21 protein-coding genes and 1 pseudogene are annotated in these 25,242 nt (G+C 74.4%); 7 read left to right on the top strand and 15 right to left on the bottom strand.

The annotated features are described in order from the left end of the window. Window positions 1-22: 22 nt before the first annotated feature. The gene (locus ACZ6CZ_RS10305) at window positions 23-658 is read right to left on the bottom strand and encodes an MBL fold metallo-hydrolase (protein ID WP_469017521.1); all 636 of its coding nucleotides are present in this window, start codon (window positions 656-658) and stop codon (window positions 23-25) included. 39 nt (window positions 659-697) lie between these two features. Continuing rightward, complete coding sequence (gene pcaDC, locus ACZ6CZ_RS10300) at window positions 698-1,996, bottom strand: bifunctional 3-oxoadipate enol-lactonase/4-carboxymuconolactone decarboxylase PcaDC (protein ID WP_469017518.1); 1,299 nt, start codon at window positions 1,994-1,996, stop codon at window positions 698-700. Window positions 1,997-2,110: 114 nt separating this feature from the next. On the opposite strand from pcaDC, the gene ACZ6CZ_RS10295 reads away from it, so the two are divergent. After that, window positions 2,111-2,839: a YqjF family protein gene (locus ACZ6CZ_RS10295; protein ID WP_469017515.1), complete on the top strand. Its 729-nt coding sequence runs from the start codon at window positions 2,111-2,113 to the stop codon at window positions 2,837-2,839. A 193-nt stretch (window positions 2,840-3,032) separates the two neighbouring features. On the opposite strand, the pseudogene ACZ6CZ_RS10290 reads toward ACZ6CZ_RS10295, so the two are convergent. Continuing rightward, window positions 3,033-3,545: pseudogene (locus tag ACZ6CZ_RS10290) on the bottom strand (SpoIIE family protein phosphatase); the annotation flags it as partial. Here ACZ6CZ_RS10290 and ACZ6CZ_RS10285 point away from each other — a divergent pair. Next, window positions 3,537-5,222, top strand: coding sequence for a ribonuclease J (locus tag ACZ6CZ_RS10285; RefSeq protein WP_469017512.1), 1,686 nt, complete (start codon window positions 3,537-3,539; stop codon window positions 5,220-5,222). The pseudogene ACZ6CZ_RS10290 and the gene ACZ6CZ_RS10285 overlap by 9 nt on opposite strands. Window positions 5,223-5,327: 105 nt before the next feature. Here ACZ6CZ_RS10285 and ACZ6CZ_RS10280 read toward each other — a convergent pair whose 3' ends face one another. Next, window positions 5,328-5,666, bottom strand: coding sequence for a MerR family transcriptional regulator (locus ACZ6CZ_RS10280; protein ID WP_469017509.1), 339 nt, complete (start codon window positions 5,664-5,666; stop codon window positions 5,328-5,330). 643 nt (window positions 5,667-6,309) lie between these two features. On the opposite strand from ACZ6CZ_RS10280, the gene ACZ6CZ_RS10275 reads away from it, so the two are divergent. Then, the gene (locus ACZ6CZ_RS10275; protein ID WP_469017506.1) at window positions 6,310-6,669 is read left to right on the top strand and encodes a hypothetical protein; all 360 of its coding nucleotides are present in this window, start codon (window positions 6,310-6,312) and stop codon (window positions 6,667-6,669) included. A 70-nt stretch (window positions 6,670-6,739) separates the two neighbouring features. Here the strand turns inward: ACZ6CZ_RS10275 and ACZ6CZ_RS10270 are convergent, their stop codons facing one another. After that, window positions 6,740-7,234 (bottom strand): GNAT family N-acetyltransferase, encoded by a 495-nt coding sequence (locus ACZ6CZ_RS10270; protein ID WP_469017503.1) that lies wholly within the window; start codon window positions 7,232-7,234, stop codon window positions 6,740-6,742. 155 nt (window positions 7,235-7,389) lie between these two features. On the opposite strand from ACZ6CZ_RS10270, the gene ACZ6CZ_RS10265 reads away from it, so the two are divergent. Both ACZ6CZ_RS10265 and ACZ6CZ_RS10260 read left to right on the top strand, forming a co-directional pair. Beyond that, complete coding sequence (locus ACZ6CZ_RS10265; RefSeq protein ID WP_469017500.1) at window positions 7,390-9,345, top strand: SMI1/KNR4 family protein; 1,956 nt, start codon at window positions 7,390-7,392, stop codon at window positions 9,343-9,345. Window positions 9,346-9,530: 185 nt separating this feature from the next. Then, on the top strand, window positions 9,531-9,749 hold the full coding sequence (locus tag ACZ6CZ_RS10260) for a hypothetical protein (RefSeq protein WP_469017498.1): 219 nt from the start codon (window positions 9,531-9,533) through the stop codon (window positions 9,747-9,749). A 59-nt stretch (window positions 9,750-9,808) separates the two neighbouring features. On the opposite strand, the gene ACZ6CZ_RS10255 is transcribed toward ACZ6CZ_RS10260, so the two are convergent. After that, window positions 9,809-10,900 carry a carboxylate-amine ligase gene (locus ACZ6CZ_RS10255; RefSeq protein WP_469017496.1) on the bottom strand — a complete coding sequence of 364 codons (1,092 nt, stop codon included), beginning with the start codon at window positions 10,898-10,900 and terminating at the stop codon, window positions 9,809-9,811. A gap of 278 nt (window positions 10,901-11,178) precedes the next feature. Between ACZ6CZ_RS10255 and ACZ6CZ_RS10250 the strand changes: the two genes are divergently transcribed. Further along, complete coding sequence (locus tag ACZ6CZ_RS10250) at window positions 11,179-11,892, top strand: GAF and ANTAR domain-containing protein (protein ID WP_469017493.1); 714 nt, start codon at window positions 11,179-11,181, stop codon at window positions 11,890-11,892. A 15-nt stretch (window positions 11,893-11,907) separates the two neighbouring features. Here ACZ6CZ_RS10250 and ACZ6CZ_RS10245 read toward each other — a convergent pair whose 3' ends face one another. The 8 genes from ACZ6CZ_RS10245 to ACZ6CZ_RS10210 form a co-directional block, all read right to left on the bottom strand. Then, window positions 11,908-14,184 (bottom strand): SWIM zinc finger family protein, encoded by a 2,277-nt coding sequence (locus ACZ6CZ_RS10245; protein WP_469017491.1) that lies wholly within the window; start codon window positions 14,182-14,184, stop codon window positions 11,908-11,910. Continuing rightward, complete coding sequence (locus tag ACZ6CZ_RS10240) at window positions 14,181-17,024, bottom strand: DEAD/DEAH box helicase (RefSeq protein WP_469017490.1); 2,844 nt, start codon at window positions 17,022-17,024, stop codon at window positions 14,181-14,183. The genes ACZ6CZ_RS10245 and ACZ6CZ_RS10240 overlap by 4 nt, the downstream gene beginning before the upstream one ends. Before the next feature lie 110 nt (window positions 17,025-17,134). Beyond that, window positions 17,135-17,716 (bottom strand): sugar kinase, encoded by a 582-nt coding sequence (locus tag ACZ6CZ_RS10235; RefSeq protein ID WP_469017487.1) that lies wholly within the window; start codon window positions 17,714-17,716, stop codon window positions 17,135-17,137. Continuing rightward, window positions 17,713-18,858 (bottom strand): ROK family glucokinase, encoded by a 1,146-nt coding sequence (locus ACZ6CZ_RS10230; protein ID WP_469017485.1) that lies wholly within the window; start codon window positions 18,856-18,858, stop codon window positions 17,713-17,715. The genes ACZ6CZ_RS10235 and ACZ6CZ_RS10230 overlap by 4 nt, the downstream gene beginning before the upstream one ends. Before the next feature lie 144 nt (window positions 18,859-19,002). Next, a complete protein-coding gene (locus tag ACZ6CZ_RS10225; RefSeq protein ID WP_469017483.1) occupies window positions 19,003-19,794 on the bottom strand; it encodes an ATP-binding cassette domain-containing protein in 792 nt (263 codons plus the stop codon). Next, window positions 19,791-20,825, bottom strand: a complete 1,035-nt coding sequence (locus ACZ6CZ_RS10220) for an ABC transporter permease (RefSeq protein ID WP_469017480.1) — start codon at window positions 20,823-20,825, stop codon at window positions 19,791-19,793. The genes ACZ6CZ_RS10225 and ACZ6CZ_RS10220 overlap by 4 nt, the downstream gene beginning before the upstream one ends. After that, on the bottom strand, window positions 20,822-21,835 hold the full coding sequence (locus tag ACZ6CZ_RS10215; RefSeq protein WP_469017477.1) for a sugar ABC transporter substrate-binding protein: 1,014 nt from the start codon (window positions 21,833-21,835) through the stop codon (window positions 20,822-20,824). Before ACZ6CZ_RS10215 ends, ACZ6CZ_RS10220 begins: the two co-directional genes overlap by 4 nt. 225 nt (window positions 21,836-22,060) lie before the next feature. Next, window positions 22,061-22,825 (bottom strand): GntR family transcriptional regulator, encoded by a 765-nt coding sequence (locus ACZ6CZ_RS10210; RefSeq protein WP_469017474.1) that lies wholly within the window; start codon window positions 22,823-22,825, stop codon window positions 22,061-22,063. 103 nt (window positions 22,826-22,928) lie between these two features. Here ACZ6CZ_RS10210 and ACZ6CZ_RS10205 point away from each other — a divergent pair, with 103 nt between their 5' ends. Continuing rightward, window positions 22,929-23,951 (top strand): Gfo/Idh/MocA family protein, encoded by a 1,023-nt coding sequence (locus tag ACZ6CZ_RS10205; protein ID WP_469017471.1) that lies wholly within the window; start codon window positions 22,929-22,931, stop codon window positions 23,949-23,951. Between the two features lie 57 nt (window positions 23,952-24,008). Here ACZ6CZ_RS10205 and ACZ6CZ_RS10200 read toward each other — a convergent pair whose 3' ends face one another. Beyond that, entirely contained in the window at window positions 24,009-25,193 is a 1,185-nt protein-coding gene (locus tag ACZ6CZ_RS10200) for a cytochrome P450 family protein (protein ID WP_469017468.1), read from the bottom strand. Window positions 25,194-25,242 lie beyond the last annotated feature (49 nt).

The following is a 25,242-nucleotide window of genomic DNA, read 5'->3' as shown; positions in this document are numbered from 1 at the left end:
CGACAACCCGGCCCCGGCGCCCTCAGACCTGCGCCGACGTCCCCGGCGCAAGACGCAGGTGCTCCGCGCCGCCCAGGGCGCCGATCTGGCGGTCGTAGATCGGGCGGGCGAGGTCGGTGAGCAGGGCGTCGTGGACGTCGTAGGCGCGCTGCGGCCGCACCTCGCGGACGTAGTCGATCACCTCGGAGATCTTGTTCCAGGGGGCCATCACCGGGAGCATCAGCGTCTCCACGGGGGCGCCGGGGACGGTGAGGGCGTCGCCGGGGTGGAAGACGCGGCCGCCGTCGATCAGGTAGCCGACGTTGGTGACGCGCGGGAGGTCCGGGTGGATCACCGCGTGCAGCTCGCCGTGGACCTGCACCTCGAAGCCCGCGGCGGTGAAGGCGTCACCGTGGCCGACGGTGTGCACCCGGCCGGGGAAGGCGGCGGTGAGCTGGTCGGCGACCGCACGCAGCGTCCAGATCTCGGCCGCCGGAGCGGCTTCCAGGGCCGCCCGCAGCCGGCCCTCGTCGAAGTGGTCCGGGTGCTCGTGCGTGACCAGGACGGCGTCCGCGCCCAGGGCCGCGTCCGGTTCGCTGAAGCCGCCCGGGTCGATGACGAGCGTCCGCCCGTCCTTCTCGAGGCGGACGCAGGCGTGGGACATCTTCGTGAGCTTCATGGTCCGCCATCCTGCCCGCTGACCGCGCGGGCGGGCCATTCACCCCTCCGGTGTGGTCTCCTCGCGGATCACCTGCTGGGCCACCCGGAAGGCGCTGTTCGCCGCCGGCACCCCGCAGTAGACGGCCGTCTGCAGCAGGACCTCCGCGATCTCCGCCGGGGTCAGGCCGTTGCGCAGCGCCGCCCGCGTGTGGAAGGCGAGTTCGTCGAGGTGACCGCCCGCGACCAGGGCGGTGAGGGTGACGCAGCTGCGGGTGCGCCGGTCCAGGCCCGGCCGGTCCCAGATCTCGCCCCACGCGTAGCGGGTGATGAACTCCTGGAAGTCCCCGCAGAAGTCGCCGGCCTGCGCCAGCGTCCGGTCCACGTGGGCGTCGCCCAGCACCTCGCGGCGGATCCTGAGCCCGGTGTCGTAGCGGTCGGCCGGTCCCTGGGGGCGCGGCGCTGCGGCGGCCGGGGCGATCTCGGCGACGGGCGCGACCTGCGGCGCCGCGGCCGGCACCGGCTGCGCGGGCGGTACCGGGGCGACCGGGTGGTGGCCGGTGCCGTGGTCGAAGGGCTGCTGCCAGGCGGTCGAGAAGTGCCGCACCAGCAGGTCGGTGACGGCGGCGGGCTGCTCCACCGGCACCAGGTGCGAGGCGCCGGGCACGACCGCCAGCCGGGCGTCGGGTATCCCGGCGACCAGGGTGCGGGCCTCGGCCGGGCCGGTGACCTGGTCGTCGCTGCCGACGAGCACCAGCGTCGGCACGCCGATCCGGCCCAGCTCGGGCCGTACGTCGAACCCGGCGAGGGCCTCGCAGGCGGCGATGTAGCAACCGGGGTCGGTGGTGCGGACCATCTGCACGGCCCACTCGGTGATCGCGGGCTGCGCGGCCGCGAAGCCGCCGGTGAACCAGCGGTCGGGCGAGGTCCGGGCGATCGGGTCGAGCCCGTTCGTGCGGACGATCACCCCGCGCTGGCGGAACTCGTCGGCGGTACCGAACCGGGGCGAGGCCGCGACCACCGCGAGCGAGGCCAGCCGCTCCGGGCGGCGCAGGGCCAGCTCGATGCCGATCGCGCCGCCCAGCGCGCAGCCCGCGTACCCGAAGCGCTGCACCCCGAGCCCGTCCAGCGTCACCAGCAGCCGGGCGGCCAGCTCGGCGACGGACCCGGCCGGGTGGGCGGGCGCGCCGCCGTGCCCCGGCAGGTCGAACCGGAAGACCCGCCACTGCCGGGCCAGCTCCGGGACCTGCCGGTCCCACATGTGCCACGTGGTACCCAGTGAGGGACCCAGGATCAGGACCGGAGCGTCTTCCGGCCCGTCAAAGCGGTATTGCAGGGTGTTCGGTGGTGTCTCGCTCACGCCCCAGACCTTCTCACGTACCACGGCCACCCCCTCGGTGGGGGCTCGCCGGCGGGCGGGCGCCGGGGGACCGGACGCTCACCGCGGTTTGGACACGGGCCCGCAGGGGGGTCGATGCGCGTGGTGACGTACGGGCCGGAACGTCGTGTGCGCACGCCGGCGCTGCGGGCCGGCTGGCTGACCCAGACCTTCCTGCACTGGTCGTACGCTCCGGAACTCGTCCAGCGCCTGTTGCCCGGCGGGCTGACGGTCGACACCTGGGACGGGCGTGCCTGGGTGGGTCTCACGCCCTTCGTCATGGCCGACACCCGCCCTCCCGGCTCCCCCGTGGCGCTGGCCTCCTTTCCTGAGACCAATCTGCGCACCTATGTGCGCGGACCGGGCGGCCGGGAAGGGTTGTGGTTCCTGTCGATCGAGGTCGCCTCCCCGGTGATGCTGGCGGCTCGCGCCATCGGGGCGCCGTACCACCTCGGGCGGCTGCGGCTCGCGCGCGGCGGTGGACGCGTGACGTACACCGGATCACGAGGGGGCGGTGGGCCGGCCTACCGCATGACCGTGCGTCCGGGCCCGCCGATCCGTCCCACGCCCCGGGACGTGTGGCTGGCGTCACGGTGGCGGGCGTTCACGCACGGCGCGGGGACCCTGTGGGAGACGCCCGTCGAGCACGAGCCGTGGCCCCTGCGCGCGGCACGGCTCGACGACCTCGCCGAGGACGTGACCCGCGCGGCCGGACTGCCCCTGCCCGCCGAGGAGCCGCTGGTGCACTTCTCCGACGGGGTGCACCAGGTGCGCCTCGGCCTCTCCCGGCCGGTGTGGCCGCAGAGGCGGCGACGGCAGCGCTGAACCCGGTCCGGATCGTCCGGTCACCCGGGCCGTGCGCCCTGGCCGACGGCGGCCGGCCGGGGCCGCACCCGCGCGGCCCGGCCCGGGTCCTCGGCCCCGCCCCCGGGTTCAGCTCCTGCTCGTGGCCGCCGCGCCACTCGGTGAGCAGGACGGTGGCGTCGTCGAGGAGCTGGCCGTCGTGATGGTCCACCACGGCGGCCTTCAGCCGGCGCAGCGTCTCGTGCAGCGTGCGCCGACCCGAGTGGTGGCGCAGGATGAAGCCGACGAACCGGTCCCGGCCGAACTCCACTCCGCGTGCGTCACGCGCCTCGACGATGCCGTCGGTGCACAGCAGCAGGCGGTCCCCGGGTTCCAGTTGCTCGGTGGCCGTGGTGACCGGCAGGCCGAGGCCAGGATCCCGGTGACGTAGCGACTGGTGCTGAACTGGTCGATGAGCGTCCGCTCCACCTGCGCGCTGGTCTCCGCGAGGGAGGCGCCCTGGCGGCGGGCGTTGCGGCAGGCGGTCCCGAGCACCAGGTGAGTACCCCCTTCCCGGCCGCGCAGACGCCCCGGTCCCGGTTCGCTGCCCGCCCAGTGGCCCCCGAGCCCTGTTCCGGGACGCTGCGCCGGCCCCGACGGCCGTGCGGGAGGACCGGGCGGTCGCCGGATCACCCGGCCGATGGATCACCCGGTCCCGCACTCCAGGTACCGTCAGGGTATGAGTCATCCGCACCCTGAACTGAAAGCCGCCCCGCCCGTTCCCGAAGGAGGGCTGCGGGTCATCGCCCTGGGCGGCCTGGGTGAGATCGGCCGCAACATGACCGTCTTCGAGCACGCGGGCAAACTGCTCATCGTCGACTGCGGCGTGCTGTTCCCCGAGGAGACCCAGCCCGGCGTGGACGTGATCCTGCCGGACTTCACCTCCATCCGGGACCGGCTCGACGACATCGTGGCCATCGTCCTCACCCACGGCCACGAGGACCACATCGGCGGCGTGCCGTACCTGCTGCGCGAGCGGTCCGACATTCCGGTGGTCGGCTCCAAGCTGACGCTGGCGTTCCTGGAGGCCAAGCTCAAGGAGCACGGCATCCGGCCGCGCACGGTACGGGTACGGGAGAGCGACCGGCGTACCTTCGGGCCCTTCGACTGCGAGTTCGTGGCGGTCAACCACTCCATCCCGGACAGCCTCGCGGTCGCGATCCGCACCCGGGCCGGGCTGGTGCTGCACACCGGCGACTTCAAGATGGACCAGTTCCCGCTCGACGACCGCATCACCGATCTGCGCGCCTTCGCCCGTCTCGGCGAGGAGGGCGTGGACCTGTTCCTCACCGACTCCACCAACGCCGAGGTCCCCGGCTTCACCACGTCCGAGCGTGAGCTGAATCCGGCAATCGAGCAGGTCATGCGCACCGCGCCGCGCCGGGTCATCGTCTCCAGCTTCGCCAGCCATGTGCACCGCATCCAGCAGGTCCTGGACGCCGCCCACCAGCACGGCCGCAAGGTCGCCTTCGTCGGCCGGTCGATGGTCCGCAACATGGGCATCGCCCGTGACCTGGGCTATCTGAAGGTCCCGTCCGGGCTGGTCGTGAGCACCAAGGAGCTGGAGAAGCTCCCGGACCACAAGATCACGCTGGTGTGCACCGGCTCCCAGGGCGAGCCGATGGCCGCGCTGTCCCGCATGGCCAACCGCGACCACATGATCCGCATCGGCAAGGGCGACACCGTCCTGCTCGCCAGCTCCCTCATCCCCGGCAACGAGAACGCCATCTACCGGGTGATCAACGGACTCACCCGGTGGGGTGCCCACGTGGTCCACAAGGGCAACGCCAAGGTGCACGTCTCCGGGCACGCCAGCGCCGGTGAACTCGTCTACTGCTACAACATCGTCAAGCCCCGCAACGTCATGCCCGTGCACGGCGAGTGGCGCCACCTGCGGGCCAACGGCGACCTCGCCATCCGCACCGGCGTCGACCCCGACCGGGTCGTCATCGCCGAGGACGGTGTCGTGGTCGACCTCGTCGACGGGCGCGCGTCCATCACCGGCAAGGTCCCCGCGGGCAACGTCTACGTGGACGGCATGGAGGTCGGCGGCGCCACCGAGGCGTCCCTGAAGGACCGCCTCACCCTCGCCGCCGAGGGCGTGGTCACGGTGGTGGCGATCGTCGACGCGGACACCGGCGGCCTCGCCGAGGCCCCCGACTTCCTGGCCCGCGGCTTCGTCCACGACGACGCCACCTTCGAGCCGGTCATCCCCGTCATCGAGAAGACCCTGGCCACCGCGGCCCAGGAGGGCGTCGGGGACGCGCACCAGCTCGAACAGCTCATCGCCCGCGCCGTGGCCAACTGGGCGTTCCGCACCTACCGCCGCAGGCCGCTCATCATCCCGGTCATCATCGACGCCTGAGCCGCGGCCCGTCAGCGAGGTCCCCGGGGGCGGCAGCCGTTCCCGGGAACGGCTGGCGTGCCCGCCGGACGCCGGCGGGCACGCTCACCTCATGCCGGCGGCATCTCAGGCCGCTGCCGTCGGGTCCGCGGACCCGGCGGCACGGCGGTACGCGGCGTTGAGGCGCTGGGCCTCCTCGAGCTGGTCCTCGAGGATGACGATCCGGCAGGCGGCCTCGATGGGGGTGCCCTGGTCGACGAGTTCCCGGGCGCGGGCGGCGATGCGCAGCTGGTAGCGGGAGTACCGGCGGTGTCCGCCCGCGGAGCGCAGCGGGGTGATGAGGCGGGCCTCGCCGATGGCGCGCAGGAAGCTCTGCGTGGTGCCGAGCATCTCGGCGGCCCGGCCCATGGTGTAGGCGGGGTAGTCGTCGTCATCGAGACGGCCGAACGCGTCGTCTGCTGTCATCGCACCTCTCTGCGGAACGCGTAGGGGGCCCTGGTGCCGTACCTGGCACCAGGGCCCCGAAGGAACTGGAACTACTACACCATCTGCCGGCCCGGAACGTGCACCCGGCCCTGAACTCCGCCGGGTCCCGGCGGACCTCCCGGTGCGCGCGCCCGCAGCCGACGCCTTCACCGGGGTACTGCTCACCGACTTCGCTGCTGTGTCCTGCGAACCTGCACTTACGGGTACTGCCACTGCGGTACTGCCGATGGCGGCCCCTGATCACTGCGGGCCACCCGGTCCGGTCGTCAGTCCCGTCGCCGTCCTGCGACCGCTCTGGCTCCGGAACTCCACCACCGAACCGTCCTGCCAACTGCACCTTCGTGTACTGCTGCCCGGCAGTTCGTCTCCTGCCGGGCCTCGCTCGATCTCGGCTACGGGAGAAACCATAACCACACTGCCATCCAATGTCTACTGTGGCTGGCATAGATTTTCGCGCGTTCGAAGGCGAGGTAGTCCGCCTCGCTCGTTCGAGCCTCGCCGGGGGTACGGACGGTTCGGGCAGCTCCCGGGCTCGCGTCCGGGCGCCGCCGGGGCCGCCGCGCGCGGCCCGGTGGCGGTACCGCCCAAGCAGCCGAACGGCGGGCGAAATATAGTCCGCCTCATGTCGAAGCCTGACGAACTGCTCGTTGACGTCGCCGCCCTGGTGGAGTCCGCGCAGAGCAACCAGATGTCCCTGACCGTGGTCACCGGTGGCACTGTCATCACCGGCCGCCTCGCCCCCGAAGCGGTGTGGAGGGAGAGGGTGTCGGAGGTGCTGAAGGACTCCGCCCGCCTGGGCGGGTTCGCCGCCGTGTTCGACTCCCCCGCGGAGAAGGACGGCCCCCCCACCCATCTGCACTTCCACGTCGCCCGCATCCTGCAAGGGACGGTGGGCATTCCGGAGACGGGCGGGATGTACCGGGTGGCGATCGAGGACGTCAGCGCCTGGACGGTGGGTGACTTCAGCTACTCCGACCACTGAGCGCGGCCCCGGGAGCCCACCGCACGCGAAGGGTGGCCCGGCCGGTACGCCGGCCGGGCCACCGGCCGTGTCATTCGGGGGGAATGCGGAACTCGAACTCGGGGCGGTCCCACGGCACGGCGGGCGGGTTCGCGAGCACGGTCCCGGTCCGTACCGCACCGACGCGGTGGTAGAAGTCCTCGGCGGGTGCGTGCGAGACGACCGTGAGCCGGTCGAGCCCGGCGGCCCGGGCCTCGGACCGCATGTGCGCGACGAGCAGCCGCCCGATACCCCGTCCCTGCACGTCGTCGGCGACGAACAGCAGGTCCAGCTCGGGTGGATCGAGGACGAGCGAGTAGAACCCGAGGACCCGGCCCTCGTGCTCACCGGAGCCGGCGCCGACGGCCACGAAGGCGCGGTGGGCCTCGATGTAGTCGGGACCGACCCGGTAGCCCGCGACCGCGGCCGCGTACTTGCCCTCGTAGGCGCTCGAGCCACGCACCAGCCGCGTGAGCCGTCTGGCGTCCCGCGCGACGGCCCGCCGTATCGTGACCGCCTGGCCGACCGGGGAAGTGCGTGACCTCATCGGGCCAGTATGCGCTCCTCGGCGACCGGTCCGGTCGGTCGCGGCCACCGGCCGGTCGCGGTCGGCTGCCACGACCGGGACGCCCCTCCTACGCACCGGACGCCATCCGGTGCAGGCCCCGGGCACTGTCAGTGGCGGGTGGCAGCATCGGGCGCATGACGGACACCACCACGGCATTCGGCTGGCGCTCCTTCCTGCGCAGGTGGAGCGGGGAGTGGGCGGATTCCCTGCCGGACGACGAGAGCCGGAGCGAGGACGACGAGGCCGCGCGGCAGGCGCGGTGGCTGGGGTTTCCTCCCGCGTCCGAGGAACGGATCGCCGCCATGGAGCGGCGCCTCGGCCGGCGCATGCCCCCGTCGTACCGGGAGTTCCTCCAGGTCAGCGACGGATGGCGGCACGCGGGCGGGTTCGTGTGGCTGCTGGCGGGGACCGGGGAGGCGCGCTGGCACGAGGACGCGCCGGGACTCGGGGCCTCGTTCGAGGAGGACCTGGACGAGACTTCCGGACCCGAGGAACGGCAGGAGGCGGGAATCTGGCGGCGCGGGTTGCAGCTGGACCTCGCGTCCGACGCCACCTACGTCCTCATGGACCCCGAGGACGTGGACGAGGACGGTGAGTGGGCCGTGTACACCTGGGCGCCCTGGCGGGCGGCGCCACCCGAACGGCACGCGAGCTTCCTGGAGTTCATGCGGGACGCGTACCGGGAGTTCCACAGTCTGCGGGCCCGCCCGGCCGACGGGGTGCCGGTGTTCGCCAACGACACGACCCGAGAGCTGGACGCGCTGGTGGACCGGGCCCGGCTGGAGGCGCTGCGCGGCGACTGGGAACGGGCCGTGCGGACGCTGGACGAGGCCAAGGAGTACGGCAGGCCGCGGGCCGCCGGACTGGGCGACCAGATACGCCGCCTGCTGGGACAGGGCCACCCGGTCCACTTCGACGGGCTGGTGACCGATCCGCGGTACACGCCCGAACTGCTGCCACCGCTGGTCGCCGAGCACGCGGCCCACTCCTACCGGGACGATTCGACGCTGCGGTTCCTGCTGCGGAGCGCCGACGAGGATCTGCTGTCACGGGCTCACGTGCTCCTGGCCGAGGTGCGGGACGGCACCTACCGGTACTCGGCGACGGGTCCGTTCGGCGAGGCGGTCGAGCGGGCGCGGGAGCTGGCGCGCTGGGGGGACTGCGACGGTGCCTGGCGGGTCCTGATGCACGCCCTGCCCCGGTGGGAGCCGCTGGGACCGGACCACCTGGCGCCGCTGGGATGGGTGGCCGATCCGCTGCTCGGGCCCCTGCTGACCCCGGAGCGGGGCCGGGAGCTGCTGTCCGTGCCGAGGGGCGGGCAGGCGGGTGAGGCACCCGGACCGGCGGCCGGGCTCGACCCGGGCGGTCTGGGCTGGCTCGCGGAGCCGGACCCGGGTGCCACCCGCACGTCCTACCGGTTCGTCCTGGTGGAGGGGGTGGAGCCCGCGGAACTGCCCCGGCGCCTGGCGGACGGGGAGAGGGAGGGGAAGGGGGACGAGGTCGGGGAGGGCTTCCTGCTGGACGTGCCCATGGCTCACTGGGAGGCACGGCGGAAGTCGCTGCGGGGCCGCACGGAGTTCTCGTCGTACGACGACCGGGCCCTCATGGCGGTCGGCCGGGCCGGTTCCGGCTGGAGCTTCGCCTTCGACGCCGATCCCGCCGGGTTCGACCGGCGGCGGTTCGTCTCCCCTGCCGCGGCCGCCAGTGCGGGCACCCGCGCGGTGGTGGTGTGGAGCGGGCTGAGGCCGGAGCACCGGGAGCCGTTCTGCGCCCTGTCGGTGGCGCGCGACGGCGCCGTGGAGTACGCGTTCACGTACGTCGGCGGAGAGATCCGGCGGAGCGGGGAGATACCGCGGGCGCTCGATCCGGGCCGGTTCTTCGGCTCCCCGGACTCCGCGGGCGAGGCGGAGGGGCCGTTGCTGGAGGCGGTGGCCGGGGAGTTCGGGGTGTCCCTGCCGCGGCACGCCCTCGTGCGGGGGCGGCTGCACACGTTCACCAGCCGTTCCTGGACGCGTCCGCCGGAAGCCGGCGAGGTGTACGGGGTGATCCGGGTGGGTCTGGGAGTCACGCGCCCGGCGGAGGACCTGTAGGCGGAAGCCCGGCAGGCCGGGAGAGGTGGGCCGGGAGACGGTGGGCCGCGTCCGGTGGGCCGGCTGATCGCCGGCGCGTTTCCGTCGTCCGCGCAGGGGGACTCGCTTCCGCGCCCGGTGTCACCCCGGCGCCGGGGCAGCGCGAACGAGCGGCGGAGCGAGTCCGCAGTGCCAGGGAGGCCGACATGAGTGAACACACCCCGTCCCAGGCGGAGGGCGAGCGGCCGCAGGACACCTCGGCCGGTGACCGGCAGGAGTCGTCCGGGCAGCGGGACGTGCCCCGCACCACCCCTTCGCAGGCGGAGGGCGACGACTCCGAGGACGACGGCCCGGCGGGCCCGGCCACGCGGGCCGAGGGCGCGAAGGGCAGCGAGGAGTGGGAGGCCGGCTGGTCCGGGCCCTGAGGGCCCGGGCGCGTGCTGGGACGCGGGGCCGCGCCGGGGCGGGCGCGGCCCCGGCGCGGTCAGGGCATGCCGGCCTCGATGAGCAGGCCGACCACGGCGTCCATACCGCCCTCGGCCAGGGCCTGGCGCTGACGGTCCGCGCCGGTGCCCTGCTGGAGCAGCCGGTGCACCAGCGAGGTGACCACCCGGGTGTCACCCGCCGCCTCCAGCGCCGGGCCGACGTGCTCCAGCAGCCGGTACACGGCGTCGCCCGCGCGCCGGCGTTCGCCCCCCGGCAGCACCAGGTCGCCGCCGAGTCCGTACCGGGCGGCCTGCCACATCGCCACGTCCAGCAGCTCGGGCGGGGTGTCCGGCGCCTCCCCGTCCGCCGCCGCCTCCGACAAGGCGGTGTCGACCAGGGCCCGTACCAGCCCGGCGAACATCACCGCCTCGTCGGTGCGCAGCTGGACGTCCAGGCAGCGGACCTCCACCGTGGGGTAGGTCTCGGACACCCTGGCCTGCCAGTACAGCTGACCGGTGTCACTGATCACCCCGGTGGACAGCAGCCGCCCCACCCGGGTGTCGTAGTCCGTCTCGTCGAGGAAGCGCGGCGGGACACCGCTGACCGGCCAACGGTCGAACACCACCGTCCGCCAGCTCGCGAAGCCGGTGTCGTGGCCCTCCCACAGCGGGGAGTTCGCCGCCATGGCGGTCAGGACCGGGAGCCAGACGCGGATCCGGTTGAGCACCTGGACCGCCATGCGCCGGCCGGGCACCGCGACGTGCACGTGCATGCCGTTGACCAGCTGCTCGGCCACCAGTTGCGGGGCCTGCTGCTGCATGGTGCGGTACCGGGCGCGGTCGGTGACGGGCACCGGCAGGGCCTGACGCGTCGGCGGCGTACCGGCGGCCATGATGCGGCAGCCGTGCGCCTCCGCCGCCCCGGCCACGGCGTGCCGCAGCCGCAGCAGATGGCCGCCGACCTCCTCCAGCGACTCGCACACCGGGGTGGCCACCTCGACCTGCGCCTGGAGCAGCTCCGCCTGGATCTCCCGGGCGGCCACGAACGGCTCGAGTCCGGCCGCGGACCGCACCTTCTCCGCACGCGCCACCAGACGGCCCATCACCGGGTCGACCAGCATGTACTCCTCTTCGACACCGACGGTCGTCATCGAGGACCTCCCGTTCCGGCGGCGCGCCCGCCTGCCCGCCCACCTGCCGGCCCGCCGGCCTGCCGCCCCGAAGTACCCGGCCCCCGGCGACTCATTCTCGGCCACCGCGGGCCGCCCCGCCTGCCGAGGCGGGACGCGGCTGCCTACGACCCCGCCGGGCGGCGTCGCCGCCGTCCGGCGGGGTACTTGGCGCTCATGGGCCCTCTCCAGCGCCTGGCGGCGCCACCTCACCGTTCGGCAGCTCGTGCATCCGGTTCCGCCCGGCGACGGAGGTCCGGATGACGAACGGGATCACGAAGGCCGCCCGGCTCGTGACGCGGGCGGCGGCCGACGCACCCGTCCGGGACGTCCCCCGGCGGGTCTGCGAGGCCGTGCGCGACGGGCTCGGCATGGACGGCGCCACGCTCGCGCTGCTCACCGACACCCCCTCCCGGCAGCTGCTCGCCGCCTCCGACGACGCGGCGCTGCTGCTGGAGGAGATCCAGTTCACCGTGCTGGAGGGGCCGTGCATCAGCGCGGCGCACACCGGCGGTCCCGAGGCGGTCGACGACCTGCCGAACGAGCTGACGCCCTGGCCCCTGTTCGGGGCGACCATGCGGGAGCGGCTGCCGCAGGTCGCGTCGGTGTACGCGCTGCCCGTCTTCTTCGGCGACTACGTCCTCGGCACCGTCGACCTGCTGGCCTACCGGCCGTACGCCCTCAGCAAGGAGACCCTGGAGCAGGCCGCCGACGTGGCCGACGCCGTCTCGGCCGCCCTGCTGCCGACCCGCGAGATGATCATCACCGGCGCCGAGGGGCCCTCCTGGGAGCCCGAGGAGGTCGTCCGCGCCCACTGGTTCGACACCGCGCGGGCGGTGGGTGCGCTGGTGGCCCGCCGAGGGCTCACGCGCGAGGACGCGCTGGCCCTCATGCGCGCCGAGGCCTTCCGCACCGGCAGGTCCCTGGCGGAGATCACCACGGACATCCTGCGGGACTCACCGGGCGGCGCGTAGTCGCGCGGTGCCGGCTCACAGGTCCGTGGGGACGCCCAGGCCGGTGAGCGCGCCCACCGGGTCCAGGTCGGGGGTGCCGCGGGGCCACCAGTCGTCGTGGCCCGGCTCGGACTCGTAGGCGTACCACAGGCCGTCGCGGCCGAGGCGGAGCTGGACGTGGCCGCCCGGGTGGGTGAGGCGGTTGCGCCAGGGGCGGAAGGCGGGGAGGTCGGCGGCCAGCAGCAGCGGGCGCGCGCGGTCGAAGCGGCCCGCCGGCGGGTCCCAGGCCTCCTCCAGGACGGCCAGCCCTTCCAGCCCGCCCTGACGCCAGGCGGCGACCGCGCGCGCGAGGTCGGCCGGGGTGCGCCCGGTCGCGGAGGCGAGCGTGGCGTAGAGCGCGCGGGTGGCTGCGGTCAGTCCCGAGCCGGGGCGCGCGGCGGCCAGGCGCACCGCGTCCTGCCACAGGGTCAGCGCGCCGACCGGGTCGCGACCGGTGGTCAGCAGGGCGTGGGCGCGGGCGGCGGCGTCCGTGGCCAGCTGGTCCAGCGCGAAGGGGTCCGGTCCGCCGGGCGAGGCCGGGTACGCCGGTGGCTGCCCGGGGTGGGCCGGGGCCGGTGACGGCGGCGGCAGCGGGGGCAGCCGGCGCGGGGCGAGCGCGTCGGTGGCACGCACCCCGGGCAGGGACCGGGGCGAGCGCTCCCGGGCGGTACGGGCCGCTCGGGCGGCGCTGCGGCGGGAGAGCGCGTCCAGCAGCTCCCGCTCGCCGCGCCCGCGCAGCAGGAGCAGGACGAACGGGTCGGCGTCCAGCAGCCGTGCCGTCTGGTAGCAGAGGGCGGCGGCGTGCTTGCAGGGGTGGCCGGAGTCGGGGCAGCTGCACCGGGGGGCGAGGTCGCCGGGGCCGGGCAGCAGCGGCACCCCGCAGTCGGCGAGGGAGTGCGGCAGCTCCTTGTCGAGCAGCGCGGCGATGTGTCCGGGCCGGTCGGCGGCGGCGTCCAGGAACCGCTCCCAGTCGTCCTCGTCCAGGGTGCGCAGCCGCACCTGCACGCGGTACGGCCGCGGCCGGCTCCCGCGCACGTACGCCAGCACGGTCCCCGGCGTCACGGTGATCGCGTCCACGTGTCCCTGCTCGGCGTATCCGCGTCCGCGTGCCAGCCGCTTGGCGTCCAGGGCGCCCTGTTCCAGCGCCCCGACCCAGGCGTTGCCCCACCAGGTGTCGGCGAACCCGGGGTCTCCGGCCGCGGCCGTCCGGGACGGGACGGCGGGGAAGGCCGGGAAGGTCCGGCGGAGGTCGGTGTCGCGGTGCGGGGTGGCCATGCTCCGGGGGACCTGGGGGTGCGCGGGCACGGCGGCCGCCGGGGCGCCGGGCGGTGCGGGCTCCTGGGCCGCAGGCGCGAGGGCGGGGGGAACGGAGGGCTCGGGGCCGGAGGGCGCCGGGGGTGCGGGGGCAGCCGGGGCGGGGGCCCCGGGCGCGTCCGTCGGCTCCGGTGGGTCGTCGGCCGGGGGCATGCGGAAGGCGTCGGCGAGGAAGTGCCTCAGCTCACGGGCCGGCCGGGCTCGGTCGGGCAGGTCACGGGTGGCGCGGCCGGTGGCACCGGTCGGCCGGGAGGATGCGGCGGCGGAGCGGGACGTCCCGGACGAGGCGCCCGCCCCGGCACGTGACGCCGCTGCCCTGCGGCGGGCGGCGTGCAGCGCCTCCCGGGCCGTGTCACCGGGGCGCGTGCCTGCCCTCCCCGCTTCGGGGGAAGGGTCCGCCGCTGTGAGCCCGGGCGGGCGCCGGCCGACGCCCGCCTCCGCCTCGCCGCCGCCCTCGTCCGGCCCGCCCCGCCCGTCCGGGTCGCTCGGCTCGGTCCGCTGCTGGTCCCGTGCGTCCTCGTCCTTGTCCATGTCCTCCCGGGACGGGGCGTTCTCGGCGTTCGCCTCGTCCTGGGGGGCGCGCCGTGCGGAGAGGGCCGAGCGGAGCGCGGCCCGGGCCGCGTCGGCCGGCCTCGGGCCGTCGCCGGCCGACGACCGGTGCGGGGCATCCGTGGCGCCGGGGTCCGCCGCGGGCGCGGTGGACCCCGCCACCGCCTTCGGCGCCGCCGCTTGCTCCGCGTCCCCGGCCCCCGGCGCCGCCTCTTCCTCCGCAGCCCGGCCCACCGGTGCGGCGGCCTCCGCTGCCTCCCCGTCGGCCGCTCCCCCGGGCCCCGCATCCCGCAGGTCCTGCTCCGCCGCCCCGGCCTCCGCGTCCGCCGCGGACCGTTCACCGGACCGTTCCCGTGCCGCTCGCAGGGCGCGGCGGACGGCGTCCGCGGGACGCTCCCCGCCGGGCGTCATGACGTCCTGCGCAGGGAGACGAGGTCGGCCAGTTCGCGGTCCGTCAGTTCCGTGAGGGCCGACTCGCCGGAGCCGAGCACGGCGTCGGCGAGGGCGCGCTTGGCCTGGAGCATCTCGGCGATGCGGTCCTCGACCGTGCCCTCGGTGACCAGGCGGTGCACCTGGACGGGCTGGGTCTGGCCGATGCGGTAGGCGCGGTCGGTGGCCTGCTCCTCCACGGCCGGGTTCCACCAGCGGTCGAAGTGGATGACGTGGCCCGCGCGGGTGAGGTTGAGGCCGGTGCCCGCGGCCTTCAGGGACAGCACCAGGACGGGTGTCGCGCCGCTCTGGAAGCGGTCCACCATCCGTTCCCGCTCCAGGACCGGGGTGCCGCCGTGCAGCAGGTCGACGGGGACCGCGCGGGCGGTCAGGTGGGCGGTGATCAGGCGGGCCATCCCGACGTACTGCGTGAAGACGAGCGCCGAGCCGTCCTCGGCGAGCAGGGTGTCCAGCAGTTCGTCGAGGAGGGCCGTCTTGCCGGAGCGGGCGGCCAGCCGGTCGTCGTACGCCGTCTCCTTGAGGTACAGCGCGGGGTGGTCGCAGATCTGCTTGAGCGCGCCGAGCAGTTTGAGCACCAGGCCCCGGCGGGCGATGCCCTTGGAGGTCTCGATGGCCAGCAGCGACTCCCGGACCACCGCCTCGTACAGCGCGGCCTGTTCGCGGGTGAGCGGCACCGGGTGGTCCGTCTCCGTCTTCGGCGGCAGCTCGGGCACGATGCCGGGGTCGGACTTCTTGCGGCGCAGCAGGAAGGGCCGGACCAGGCGGGCCAGGCGCTCCACGGCCTCCGGGTCCTCGCCGTTCTCCACGGCGCGGGCGTGCCGGGCTCGGAAGGACTTCAGCGGGCCGAGGAGGCCGGGGGTGGTCCAGTCGAGCAGGGCCCACAGCTCGGAGAGGTTGTTCTCCACCGGGGTGCCGGTGAGGGCCACGCGCGCGGGGGACGGGATGGTGCGCAGTGCCTTGGCGGTGACGGAGTAGGGGTTCTTGACGTGCTGTGCCTCGTCGGCGACGACCATGCCCCAGCTCCGCTCGGCGAGCCGTGGCGCGGTGGAGCGCATGGTGCCGTAGGTCGTCAGGACGAAGCCCCCGTCGAGGCCGTCCAGGGTGCGGTCGGGGCCGTGGAAGCGGCGCACGGGGACTCCGGGGGCGAAGCGGGTGATCTCGCGCTGCCAGTTGCCGAGCAGCGAGGCCGGGCAGACGACCAGCGTCGGCTCGGTGCGCGCCCGCTTCAGGTGCAGGGCGATGAGCGTGATCGTCTTGCCGAGGCCCATGTCGTCGGCGAGGCAGCCGCCGAGGCCGAGGGAGGTCATGAGGTCCAGCCAGGCCAGGCCGCGCAGCTGGTAGTCGCGGAGGGTGGCGTGCAGGCCGGGGGGCGGTGCGGCGGGGTGCGGACCGGCGGTGAGGCGGTCGCGCAGGGCGGCGAGCGCGCCGACCGGGACCGCCTCGACGCTCTCACCGTCGACCTCCGCCGTGCCGGTGAGCGCGACGGACAGCGCGTCGACCGGGTCGAGCAGGCCCAGCTCGCGTTTGCGGGCCTTGCGGACCAGGGCGGGGTCGACCAGCACCCAGCGGTCCCGCAGCCGGACGACCGGGCGGTGGGCCTCCGCGAGGGCGTCCATCTCCGCGTCGCTCAGCGGGTCGCCGGCGAGCGCCAGCTGCCAGCGGAACTCGAGCAGTTCCTCGCTCTCGAAGAAGCCGCTGCCGTCGGTCGCCGAGCCGGGGGCGGGCCGTACGACGGCGGCGGCGGTGAGGTCCTGCGCGAGGTCCCTGGGCCAGTGCACGGCGACTCCGGCGGCCGCGAGCCGGGAGGCGGCCACGCCGAGCAGTTCGCCCAGTTCGTGCTCGGAGAGGGCGAGGACGTCGGGGACGTCCTGTTCGGCGAGCCGGTCCAGCGGGGGCCACACGCGTGCGGCGCGCCGCACGGCCAGGGCGGCGTCCACGCGCGCGCGTGGCCCGAACGCGGCGTCCGCCTCCCCGGCCCAGAGGGCGGCCGCGTCGGCCACCAGGGTGGGGTCGGCCAGGCTGTGCACCTGGAGGACCGCCGCGCCCGCCCCGCGCGCGTCCTCACCGCCGGGCGCGGCGTCGAACAGGTCGTGGGCGGACAGGTCCAGGCGCAGGGAGACGCGGACGCCCGCGTCCATGCCGGCGGCGACCTCCGCGGCCCAGTCCTGGGCTCCGGGCAGGGCCTGCGGTTCGCGGGCGGCGAAGGGCCGGCCCGAGGTGTGGGGGGCGGCCGGGGTGCGGGGCAGGGTGTCGGCGACCGCGTCCAGGAAGCAGCGGACCAGCGCCTCCGGCTCGGGCAGCTCCAGCGGTCCGGGGCCCGGCAGGGGGACCGCGTGGCCGTCCGGGGGCAGGGCGGCCGCCACCGCGCGCAGGTGGGCGATGTCGGCGGGCTCCAGCGGGCCGGCCCGCCACGCGTCGTGCCCGCAGGGGGTCAGGCCGGGCAGCAGGCGGCCGCGGGCGACGAGCCGCAGGGCATGCAGGGCGGCGGCGCCCCAGCAGGCGGTCGCCGGGTGGGCGGCCGGGTCGTGCCGGGCGCGCACCAGCAGCGGGAGGGCGTCGCCGAGCGGCAGGGTCAGCGCGGGCACCTGCCGGCGGCGCACGCCCGCGCCGTGCGGTCGTACGACGGTCAGGTCGCCGTCGGCGGCGGGCAGCGGCGCTCCGTCGGGGTCCCAGAAGGCGACGCGGCCCTCGCGCGGCAGGGGCGCGGGCAGGAAGACGGCCGCGAGGCGCGGCGGGACCGGCCGCCCGGTCTCCGGGGAGCCTCCCGCGCGCTCGGTCACCGCGAGGGTGCCACCACTCATCGTCCTGCCACCTCCCGCCCGTCCACGACCCGGCCCGACGGGGGACCGGTCGTCTTCGACTCTACGGGCGGGCTCTGACAATCGGTCCCGGCGGCCGGCCGGGGCGCGGGTCAGGGGACGGTGCGCGAGACGACGTAGACCATGGGGAAGTTCGGGTCGGACGTGTTCACGACCACGTCCTGGGTGGGCGCCGGGTTGCGCTGGGTGTGGGTGAGGCCCGCCCAGGGGCCGGGGCCGGTGAAGTGCCAGCCGCTGACCTTGCGGTCGCGGGCCCCGATGGTGATGTGGTCCTTCTTCAGGTCGTCCCGGGTCACGCCGGTGGCCTCCAGGAAGCTGTCCAGGCCCGCGCTGTTGGTGCGGAACTGGACGTAGAGGCGGCTGGTCTTCCAGTTGTTGGTCTCGTAGTAGGCGATGTAGTCGGCCGGGTGCGGCACGTTGACCTGGTAGAGGCGGCGCTGCACCTTCGAGGGCCAGCCCGCGGTGAGGCCGGTCGCCGAGTACTTGGCCTGCTTGTCCTTGCCGCTGTCGCGGCTCTGCGCGGCGGAGATCACCAGGTAGCCCGCGGGCACGCCGATGAGCAGCCCGATGATGAGCAGGGTGAGCGCGCGGCGGCGGGTCCGGTGGCGCGGGTCCTCGGGCGGCCGGGCCGGCTCGTCGGGGGGCGTCGCCTGGCGGGGCAGGGCGGCGGTCACATGGTGTCCTGGATGCGGCGGTCCTGGGTGTAGCGCTCGTAGCGCTCGTAGCGCTCCACCCGGCGCCGTTTGGCCCGCCGGAACCGGCGGGCGACCAGCCGGGCGAGGTCGGCGGCGCCGACCATGCCCGCCTCGGGGCCGAGCTGGGCGCGGGTGATGCGGGCCTCGGGGCGGTAGCCGCGGCCGGTGAGGTGGCGTTTGAAGGCGTCCCGGGCGGGGCCGATGAGGAGGTCGTCGGCGGCCGAGACACCGCCGCCGATGACGAAGCAGGACGGGTCTAGGGCGGCGGCCAGGTTGGCGATGCCGACGCCGAGCCACTGGCCGATGTCCTGGAGCAGTTCCACGCACATGGCGTCGCCCTCGCGGGCCAGCTCGGTGATCATCGGGCCGCTGATGTCGGCGATGCTGCCCTTGACGTGCTCGATGATCCCGTAAGCCACCGGGGAGTCCGCGGCGGCCATCTCGCGGGCCTCGCGCACCAGCGCGTTGCCGGAGCTGTACTGCTCCCAGCAGCCGCGGTTGCCGCAGGGGCAGCGGTGGCCGCCGGGGACGACCTGCATGTGGCCGAACTCGCCGGCGACGCCGTACTTGCCGCGCTTGACCTGGCCGTCCTCCAGGATCGCGCCGCCGATGCCGGTGCCGAGCGTGATCATGACGAGGTGGTCCTCGCCGCGGCCGGCGCCGAAGCGCCACTCGGCCCAGGCGGCGGTGTTGGCGTCGTTGTCCACGAGCACGGGGACGGAGAGGCGGCCGGAGAGGCGGTCGCGGAGCGGCTCGTTGCGCCAGGACAGGTGCGGGGCGAACAGGACGCGGTTGCGGTCGGCGTCGACCCAGCCGGCCGCGCCGATGCCGACCGCGTGCACGTCGTGCCGGTCGGAGAGGTCCAGCACCAGTTCGACGATGGTGTCCTCGACGACCTTGGGGCTCTTGGACTTGTCCGGGGTCTCCGCGCGGAGCTTCTCCAGGATGTTGCCGTCGGCGTCCACGACGCCCGCCATCACCTTGGTGCCGCCGATGTCGATGCCGACGGTGGGGACGCGGGGGGCGGTCAGGTGTGACCGGCGTTCCCGGGTGCCCGTGGTGCGCAGCACGGTGGCCCGGCGGGACCCGATGGGGGCGGTGAGGTCGCGGTAGGTGCTCATCGTTGGTCGATTCTGCCTCAAGCCCCCGCCGGGCGCCGTGCCGGGCCGCGGCCGGTGCCCGCGGGTGACGGGACCCGGCCGCGGCCGGGCAGGGCGCGGGCCGCGGCTCGACGGCCGGCGACGGTGCACCGGCTCGCGTCCGCGTCAGTCGCGTTCCAGCTCGTGCCGCAGGGCGTCCAGTTCCGAGCCGCCCGCCATCTGCTGGGTCAGTTCGTCCAGTGTGATCTCGTCGCGGGTGTGGCTGCCGACCATGGTTCCCCGCTTGAGCAGCACGAAGTGGTTGCCGACGAGGTAGGCGTGGTGCGGGTTGTGGGTGATCAGTACGACGCCCAGGCCCTGGTCGCGTGCCGCCGCCACATATTTGAGGACCACACCGGACTGCTTGACCCCCAGTGCCGCCGTCGGCTCGTCGAGGATCAGCACCTTGGCGCCGAAGTACACCGCGCGCGCGATCGCCACGCACTGGCGTTCGCCGCCGGACAGCGTGCCGATCGGCTGGTCCACGTCCCGCAGGTCGATGCCCATGCGCAGCAGTTCGGCGTGGGTGGTGCGGCGCATGAGGTCGACGTCGAGGCGCTTGAAGGGGCCCGCGCCCTTGCGGGGCTCGGAGCCGAGGAAGAAGTTCCGCCACACCGGCATCAGCGGTACGACCGCCAGGTCCTGGTAGACCGTGGCGATACCGCGGTCCAGTGCCTCGCGCGGGGAGGACAGGCGGGTCTCCTCGCCGTCGATGCGCAGGACACCGCCGTCGTGCTGGTGCAGCCCTGAGATGATCTTGATCAGGGTGGACTTGCCCGCGCCGTTGTCCCCGAGGACGCAGGTGATCTCCCCGGGGTGGACCTCCAGGCTGACGTCCTCCAGGGCCCGGACGCTGCCGTAGCGCTTGTCGACGCCGGACAGCTCCACGAGCGCCGTGCGTTCCGCGGTGATGGTCACTTCGTCGCCTCCGCGCGCTTGCGGACCCAGGCGTTGAGCAGGGTCGCGAGGAGCAGCATCGCCCCGAGGAAGAACTTGAACCAGTCGGGGTTCCACTCGGCGAAGACGATGCCCTTGCTGGTCATGCCGAACAGCAGCGCGCCGACGGCCGAGCCGACCGCGCTGCCGTAGCCGCCGGTGATCAGGCAGCCGCCGATGACGGCCGCGATGATGTAGATCAGCTCGTTGCCGACGCCCTCGCCGGACTGGACGACCTCGTAGCTGAACAGCAGGTGCTGGCCGGAGATCCAGGCGCCGAAGGCCACGCCCATGTAGAGGCCGATCTTGGTCTTCTCGACCGGGACGCCGACCGCGCGGGCCGCGTCCTGGTTGCCGCCGACCGCGAAGATCCAGTTGCCGACGCGGGTGCGCAGCAGGACCCAGGAGCCGGCGGCGACCAGGACGAGCCACCACAGGATGGTGACCTTGAAGTCGACGCCGCCGACGGTGAGGGTCGAGGCGAAGACGTCGTGGGCGCTGGTGAAGCCCTCCATGTCGGCGATCGTCTTGGTGGAGACGGTGCCGTCGATGAGCTTGGTGAGGCCGAGGTTCATGCCGGTCAGCATCAGGAAGGTGCCCAGCGTGACGATGAAGCTGGGCAGCCGGGTGCGGGTCAGCACGAAGCCGTTGAAGGCGCCGACGGCCAGGGTCACCAGCAGGGAGACGCCCACGCCGACCCAGGTGTTGGCGGTCATCTGGTAGCTGAAGATCGAGGAGATCAGCGCCGACGAGGTCACCATCACACCGGCCGACAGGTCGAACTCGCCGCCGATCATCAGCAGCGCGACCGGTACGGCCATGATGCCGATGGTGGACGAGGCGTACAGGACCGTGCTGAGGCTGGAGGCGCGCAGGAAGCCGTCGGCCGCGCAGGCGAAGAAGACGAAGACGGCGACGGCGCCGACGACCGACCCCAGCTCCGGGCGCGCCAGCAGGCCGCGCAGCGGCGAGGTCTTCAGCAGGCGCTCGTCGGTGGAGACGAGGGCGCTCATCGGGTGCCCCGCTGGGTGTACTTCGCCAGCGCGGCGGCCTGGTCCTTGGTGATGATCTGCGGGCCGGTGAGCACCGGCCGGCCACCGCCGAGGACGTCGTCGTTGTACTTGTACAGCCACAGCAGGTCGACGGCCTGGTAGCCCTGGAGATAGGGCTGCTGGTCGACGGCGAAGCCCAGCGTGCCGTCCTGGAGTCCGGCGGCGACCTTGGCGTTGAGGTCGAAGGTGTCGACCTCGGCCTTGCTGCCCGCGTCGGTCCGGGCCCGGACGGCGGTGTCGGCGTAGGGCGCGCCGAGCGTGACGACGGTGTCGATGCCCTTGTCGGCCTGGAGCTTGGCCTCGATGCCGGACTGCACGTCGGGCATGTCGGTGCCGTTGACGTAGAGGTTCTGCACCATGCCGTGGAAGGTCTTGGCGACACCGGCGCAGCGCTGCTCGTGGCCGACGTTGCCCTGTTCGTGCAGCACGCACAGGGCCTTCTTCCTGCCGCGCTTGTTCAGCTCGTCGCCGACGGCCTCACCGGCGATGGTCTCGTCCTGGCCGATGTGGGTGAGGGCGCCGAACGCCTTGGACTCGGCGGACCCGGAGTTCACGGTGATCACCGGGATGCCGGCCTTCTCGGCGCGGGCCACGGCGGCCTTCAGGGCGTCTGGCTTGGCGAGGCTGACGATGATGCCGTCGACCTTCTTGTCGACCGCCGCGTCGACCAGCTGGGCCTGCTGCTGGCCCTCGGCGTTGTGCGAGTACAGGAACTTGATGTTGTCCTTGACGGCGGCCTGCTTGGCGCCGCTCTGCACGATGTCCCAGAAGGTGTCGCCGTCTCCCGAGTGGGTGATCATGGCGAAGGTCCAGCGGGGTGTGCTCACCGCCGCCCTGCCCTGTGCCGCCGCGGCCTCGCGGGCGTCCTCGGCCCGTTTGCCGCCGGTGCTGCTGCACCCGGCCAGCGACAGGCAGGCCAGGGTCAGCACCCCCGTCGTCGCTATGCCCACCCAGGTCCGAAACCGTGTCACGAGGCCGTGCCCTCCTTGCTGTGTCCGTTCGTACGCGCGGGGCCGGCGCGGATCGTCGCGGCGGCCCCAAACGCTCCAGTATCGACCACGGCCCGTCCGCTTCCCACCCCCGGGCACGTCCCGCTTTCACCGGGTGAGGACGTCGTGATGTCCGGACATTGAGACGAAGGAGCTGCGACCGGAGCAGGCTCAAGGGCGCACGAGGAGCTGGAGACGGAAGCGGATTCAGGGGCGCACGAGGAGCTGGAACTCGAAGGAGTAGCGGGCCGGCCGGTACAGGTGGTCACCCAGCTCCACCGCGCGGCCGGTGTCGTCGAAGGTGGTGCGCCGCATGGTGAGCAGCGGGGCGCCCTCGGCCTCGGCGAGGCGCTCGGCCTCGGCCGCGGTGGCGGCGCGGGCGCCGATGGACTGGCGGGCGCTGTGCAGGGTGATCCCGGCGGCGCGCATCATCCGGTACAGGCCGGTCGCCTCGAGCCGGCCGGTGTCCAGGTCGAGCAGGCCGGACGGGAGGTGGTTGGTCAGGTAGGCCATCGGTTCGCCGTGGGCCAGCCGGAGCCGCTCCACCCGGTGGACCTCGCCGCCCTCGGGGACGCCGAGCGCGGCGGCCACCTCGGCGGAGGCCGGGACGAGGGTGTTGACGAGCACCGTGGTGGCGGGGCGCCGGCCGGCCGCCTCCAGGTCGTCGTAGAGGCTGCTCAGCTCCAGGGGGCGCCGGACCTGGCTGTGCACGACCTGGGTGCCGACGCCGCGGCGGCGGACCAGCAGGCCCTTGTCGACCAGGGACTGGATGGCCTGGCGGACGGTGGGCCGGGACAGGCCGAGCCGGGCGGCCAGCTCGATCTCGTTGCCGAGCAGGCTGCCGGGGGTGAGGCCGCCGTGCTCGATCGCGGCCTCCAGCTGCTGGGAGAGCTGGAAGTAGAGCGGCACGGGTGAGCCGCGGTCCACACGGAGGTCGAGCGCCGCGGTGGGGCCCGCATCTGGTTTCGGCACGGGCCCGAGCGTAGCCGTGCACCCGGTTGACGGGAAGTCGTGTAGTCCGATTGTCAGGACATACGCATTGACAGGGCGCGGGGTGGGCCCTCACTTTGGTCTCATGCGCATCGGGGTCATCGGTACGGGCCGTATCGGCACCGTGCACGCGAACACGCTCAGCCGCCACCGCGAGGTCGGATCGCTGATCCTGACGGATGCCGACCCGGCGCGGGCCCAGGAGCTGGCGCACCGCCTCGGGGAGACGGCGGCGCCGGGAGTGGACGAGATCTTCACCTGGGGCGTCGACGCGGTCGTGATCACCACGGCCACCGCGGCGCACGCGGAACTGATCGGCCGGGCGGCGCGTTCGGGACTGCCGGTGTTCTGCGAGAAGCCCATCGCCGTGGACCTGCCGGGCTCCTTGCAGGCGCTGGCGGAGGTGGAGGCGGCCGGCACCGTGCTGCAGATGGGTTTCCAGCGGCGCTTCGACGCCGGCTACGCAGGAGCCCGGGAAGCGGTGCGCTCCGGGCGGCTGGGCCGGCTGCACACCGTGCGGGCGATGACCTGCGACCAGTCCCCGCCCCCGCCGGAGTGGCTGCCGCTGTCGGGCGGGCTGTTCCGCGACGCGCTGATCCACGACTTCGACGCGCTGCGCTGGGTGACCGGCCGGGAGGTCGTCGACGTGCAGGCGACCGGGTCGGACGCCGGGCCCGCCATGTTCCGGGAGGCGGGCGACGTCGACACGGGCGCGGCCGTGCTCACGCTGGACGACGGCACGCTGGCCTCGGTCACGGCGACCCGGCTCAACGGCGCCGGCTACGACGTGCGGATGGAACTGGCCGGGGAGCGGGACACGGTCGTCGTCGGCCTGGACGACCGGACACCGGTCGCCTCCACCGAGCCGACCGGACCACCGGCCGCCGACAAGCCGTGGCCCGGATTCCTGGAGCGGTTCGGGCCCGCCTACGAGGCCGAGCTGTGCGCCTTCGTCGAGGTGGTGCGCGGTGAGCGCGCGAACCCCTGCGACGGCCGCGAGGCGCTCCAGGCGCTGCGCGTCGCGGAGGCCTGCGAGATCTCCCGGCGCGAGCGCAGACCGGTGGCGCTCGCGGAGATCCCGGACCGGCCGGCACCGGCGACCGGCTGACCACCGGGACCGCCGGGGCAGCCCTTCGCGGCGTACGACGCCGACGCCCGCGCCCGGCTACCAGCGCACCGGCAGGCTGCGCACCCCGCGCATCAGCGTGCCCGGGAGCCAGTCGTCGGCCGGGCCGTCCAGGGCCAGGCCGGGGGCGCGGGCCAGCAGAGAGCCGATCGCGATGCGCCCCTCCAGCCGGGCCAGCGGCGCGCCGAGGCAGTAGTGGATGCCGTGGCCGAAGGCGAGGTGGCCGCGGGTGTCGCGGCGGATGTCGAAGCGGTCCGGCCCGGCGTAGCGGGCGCCGTCGCGGTGGGCGGCGGCGAGTCCGATCATCACGGGCTCACCCTGGGCGATGCTGCGGCCGGCGATCTCCAGGGGCTCGGCGGCGAACCGGTAGGTGGCGTTCTCCACCGGCCCGTCGTAGCGCAGCATCTCCTCGACCGCGTTGTCGAGGAGGCTCGGGTCGGAGCGCAGGTCGGCCAGCTGGTCGGGGTGGGTGAACAGGGCGAGGACGCCGTTGCCGATGAGGTTGACCGTGGTCTCGTGACCGGCGATGAGCAGCAGGAAGGCCATGCCGCGCAGTTCGTCCGGGGAGAGGCGGTCGCCGTCCTCGGCGGTGGTCCGGATCAGGTCGCTGAGCAGGTCGTCGCTCGGCTCGGCGCGCTGCTTGTCGGCGATCAGCTCGGTCAGGTACTCGCCGAGGGCCACGAAGGCGCCGTACTCGCTGTCCGCGCCGGTGGGGGCGACGGCCTCCGTCGACAGCTTGCGGAACGCGGCGCGGTCCATCTCGGGGACGCCGAGCAGCTCGCAGATCACCGTGATCGGCAGCGGGTAGGCGAGGGCGTCGATGAGGTCGGCCCGGCCGTGCGGCAGCATCTCGTCCAGCAGCCGGTCGGTGATCTCCTGGACCCTGGGCCGCAGCCGCTCCACCCGGCGCATGGTGAAGGCACGCGCGATGAGACCGCGCAGGCGGGTGTGCTGGGGCGGGTCGGCGAACAGCAGGTGCTTGCCGATCAGCTCCTCCTCCTGGAACCGGACCCCGAGGGTGGTGGCGTCCTTGGCCAGCCGGGGGTCGGCGAGCGCGGCGCGCGCCTCCTCGTACCCGACCACCAGCCAGGCCTCCTGGTACTGGTCGGGGGCCGGTACCCGGACCCGGTGCACGGGACCGCGCTCGCGCAGCCGCGCGTACACGGCGTGCGGGTCGGTGCGGAACCGGTCCCCGAACTGGCCCAGGTCGATCACGTGCTCCATCGCTCCCCCATCGTCGCTCCCGGGCGTACCGGCGGCCCCGGCGTGGCCC

The organism is Streptomyces sp. NPDC041135 (genome assembly GCF_055592085.1).
The sequence above is the reverse complement of the archived record's forward strand: the minus strand, read 5'-3'. Positions and strand labels throughout refer to the sequence as shown.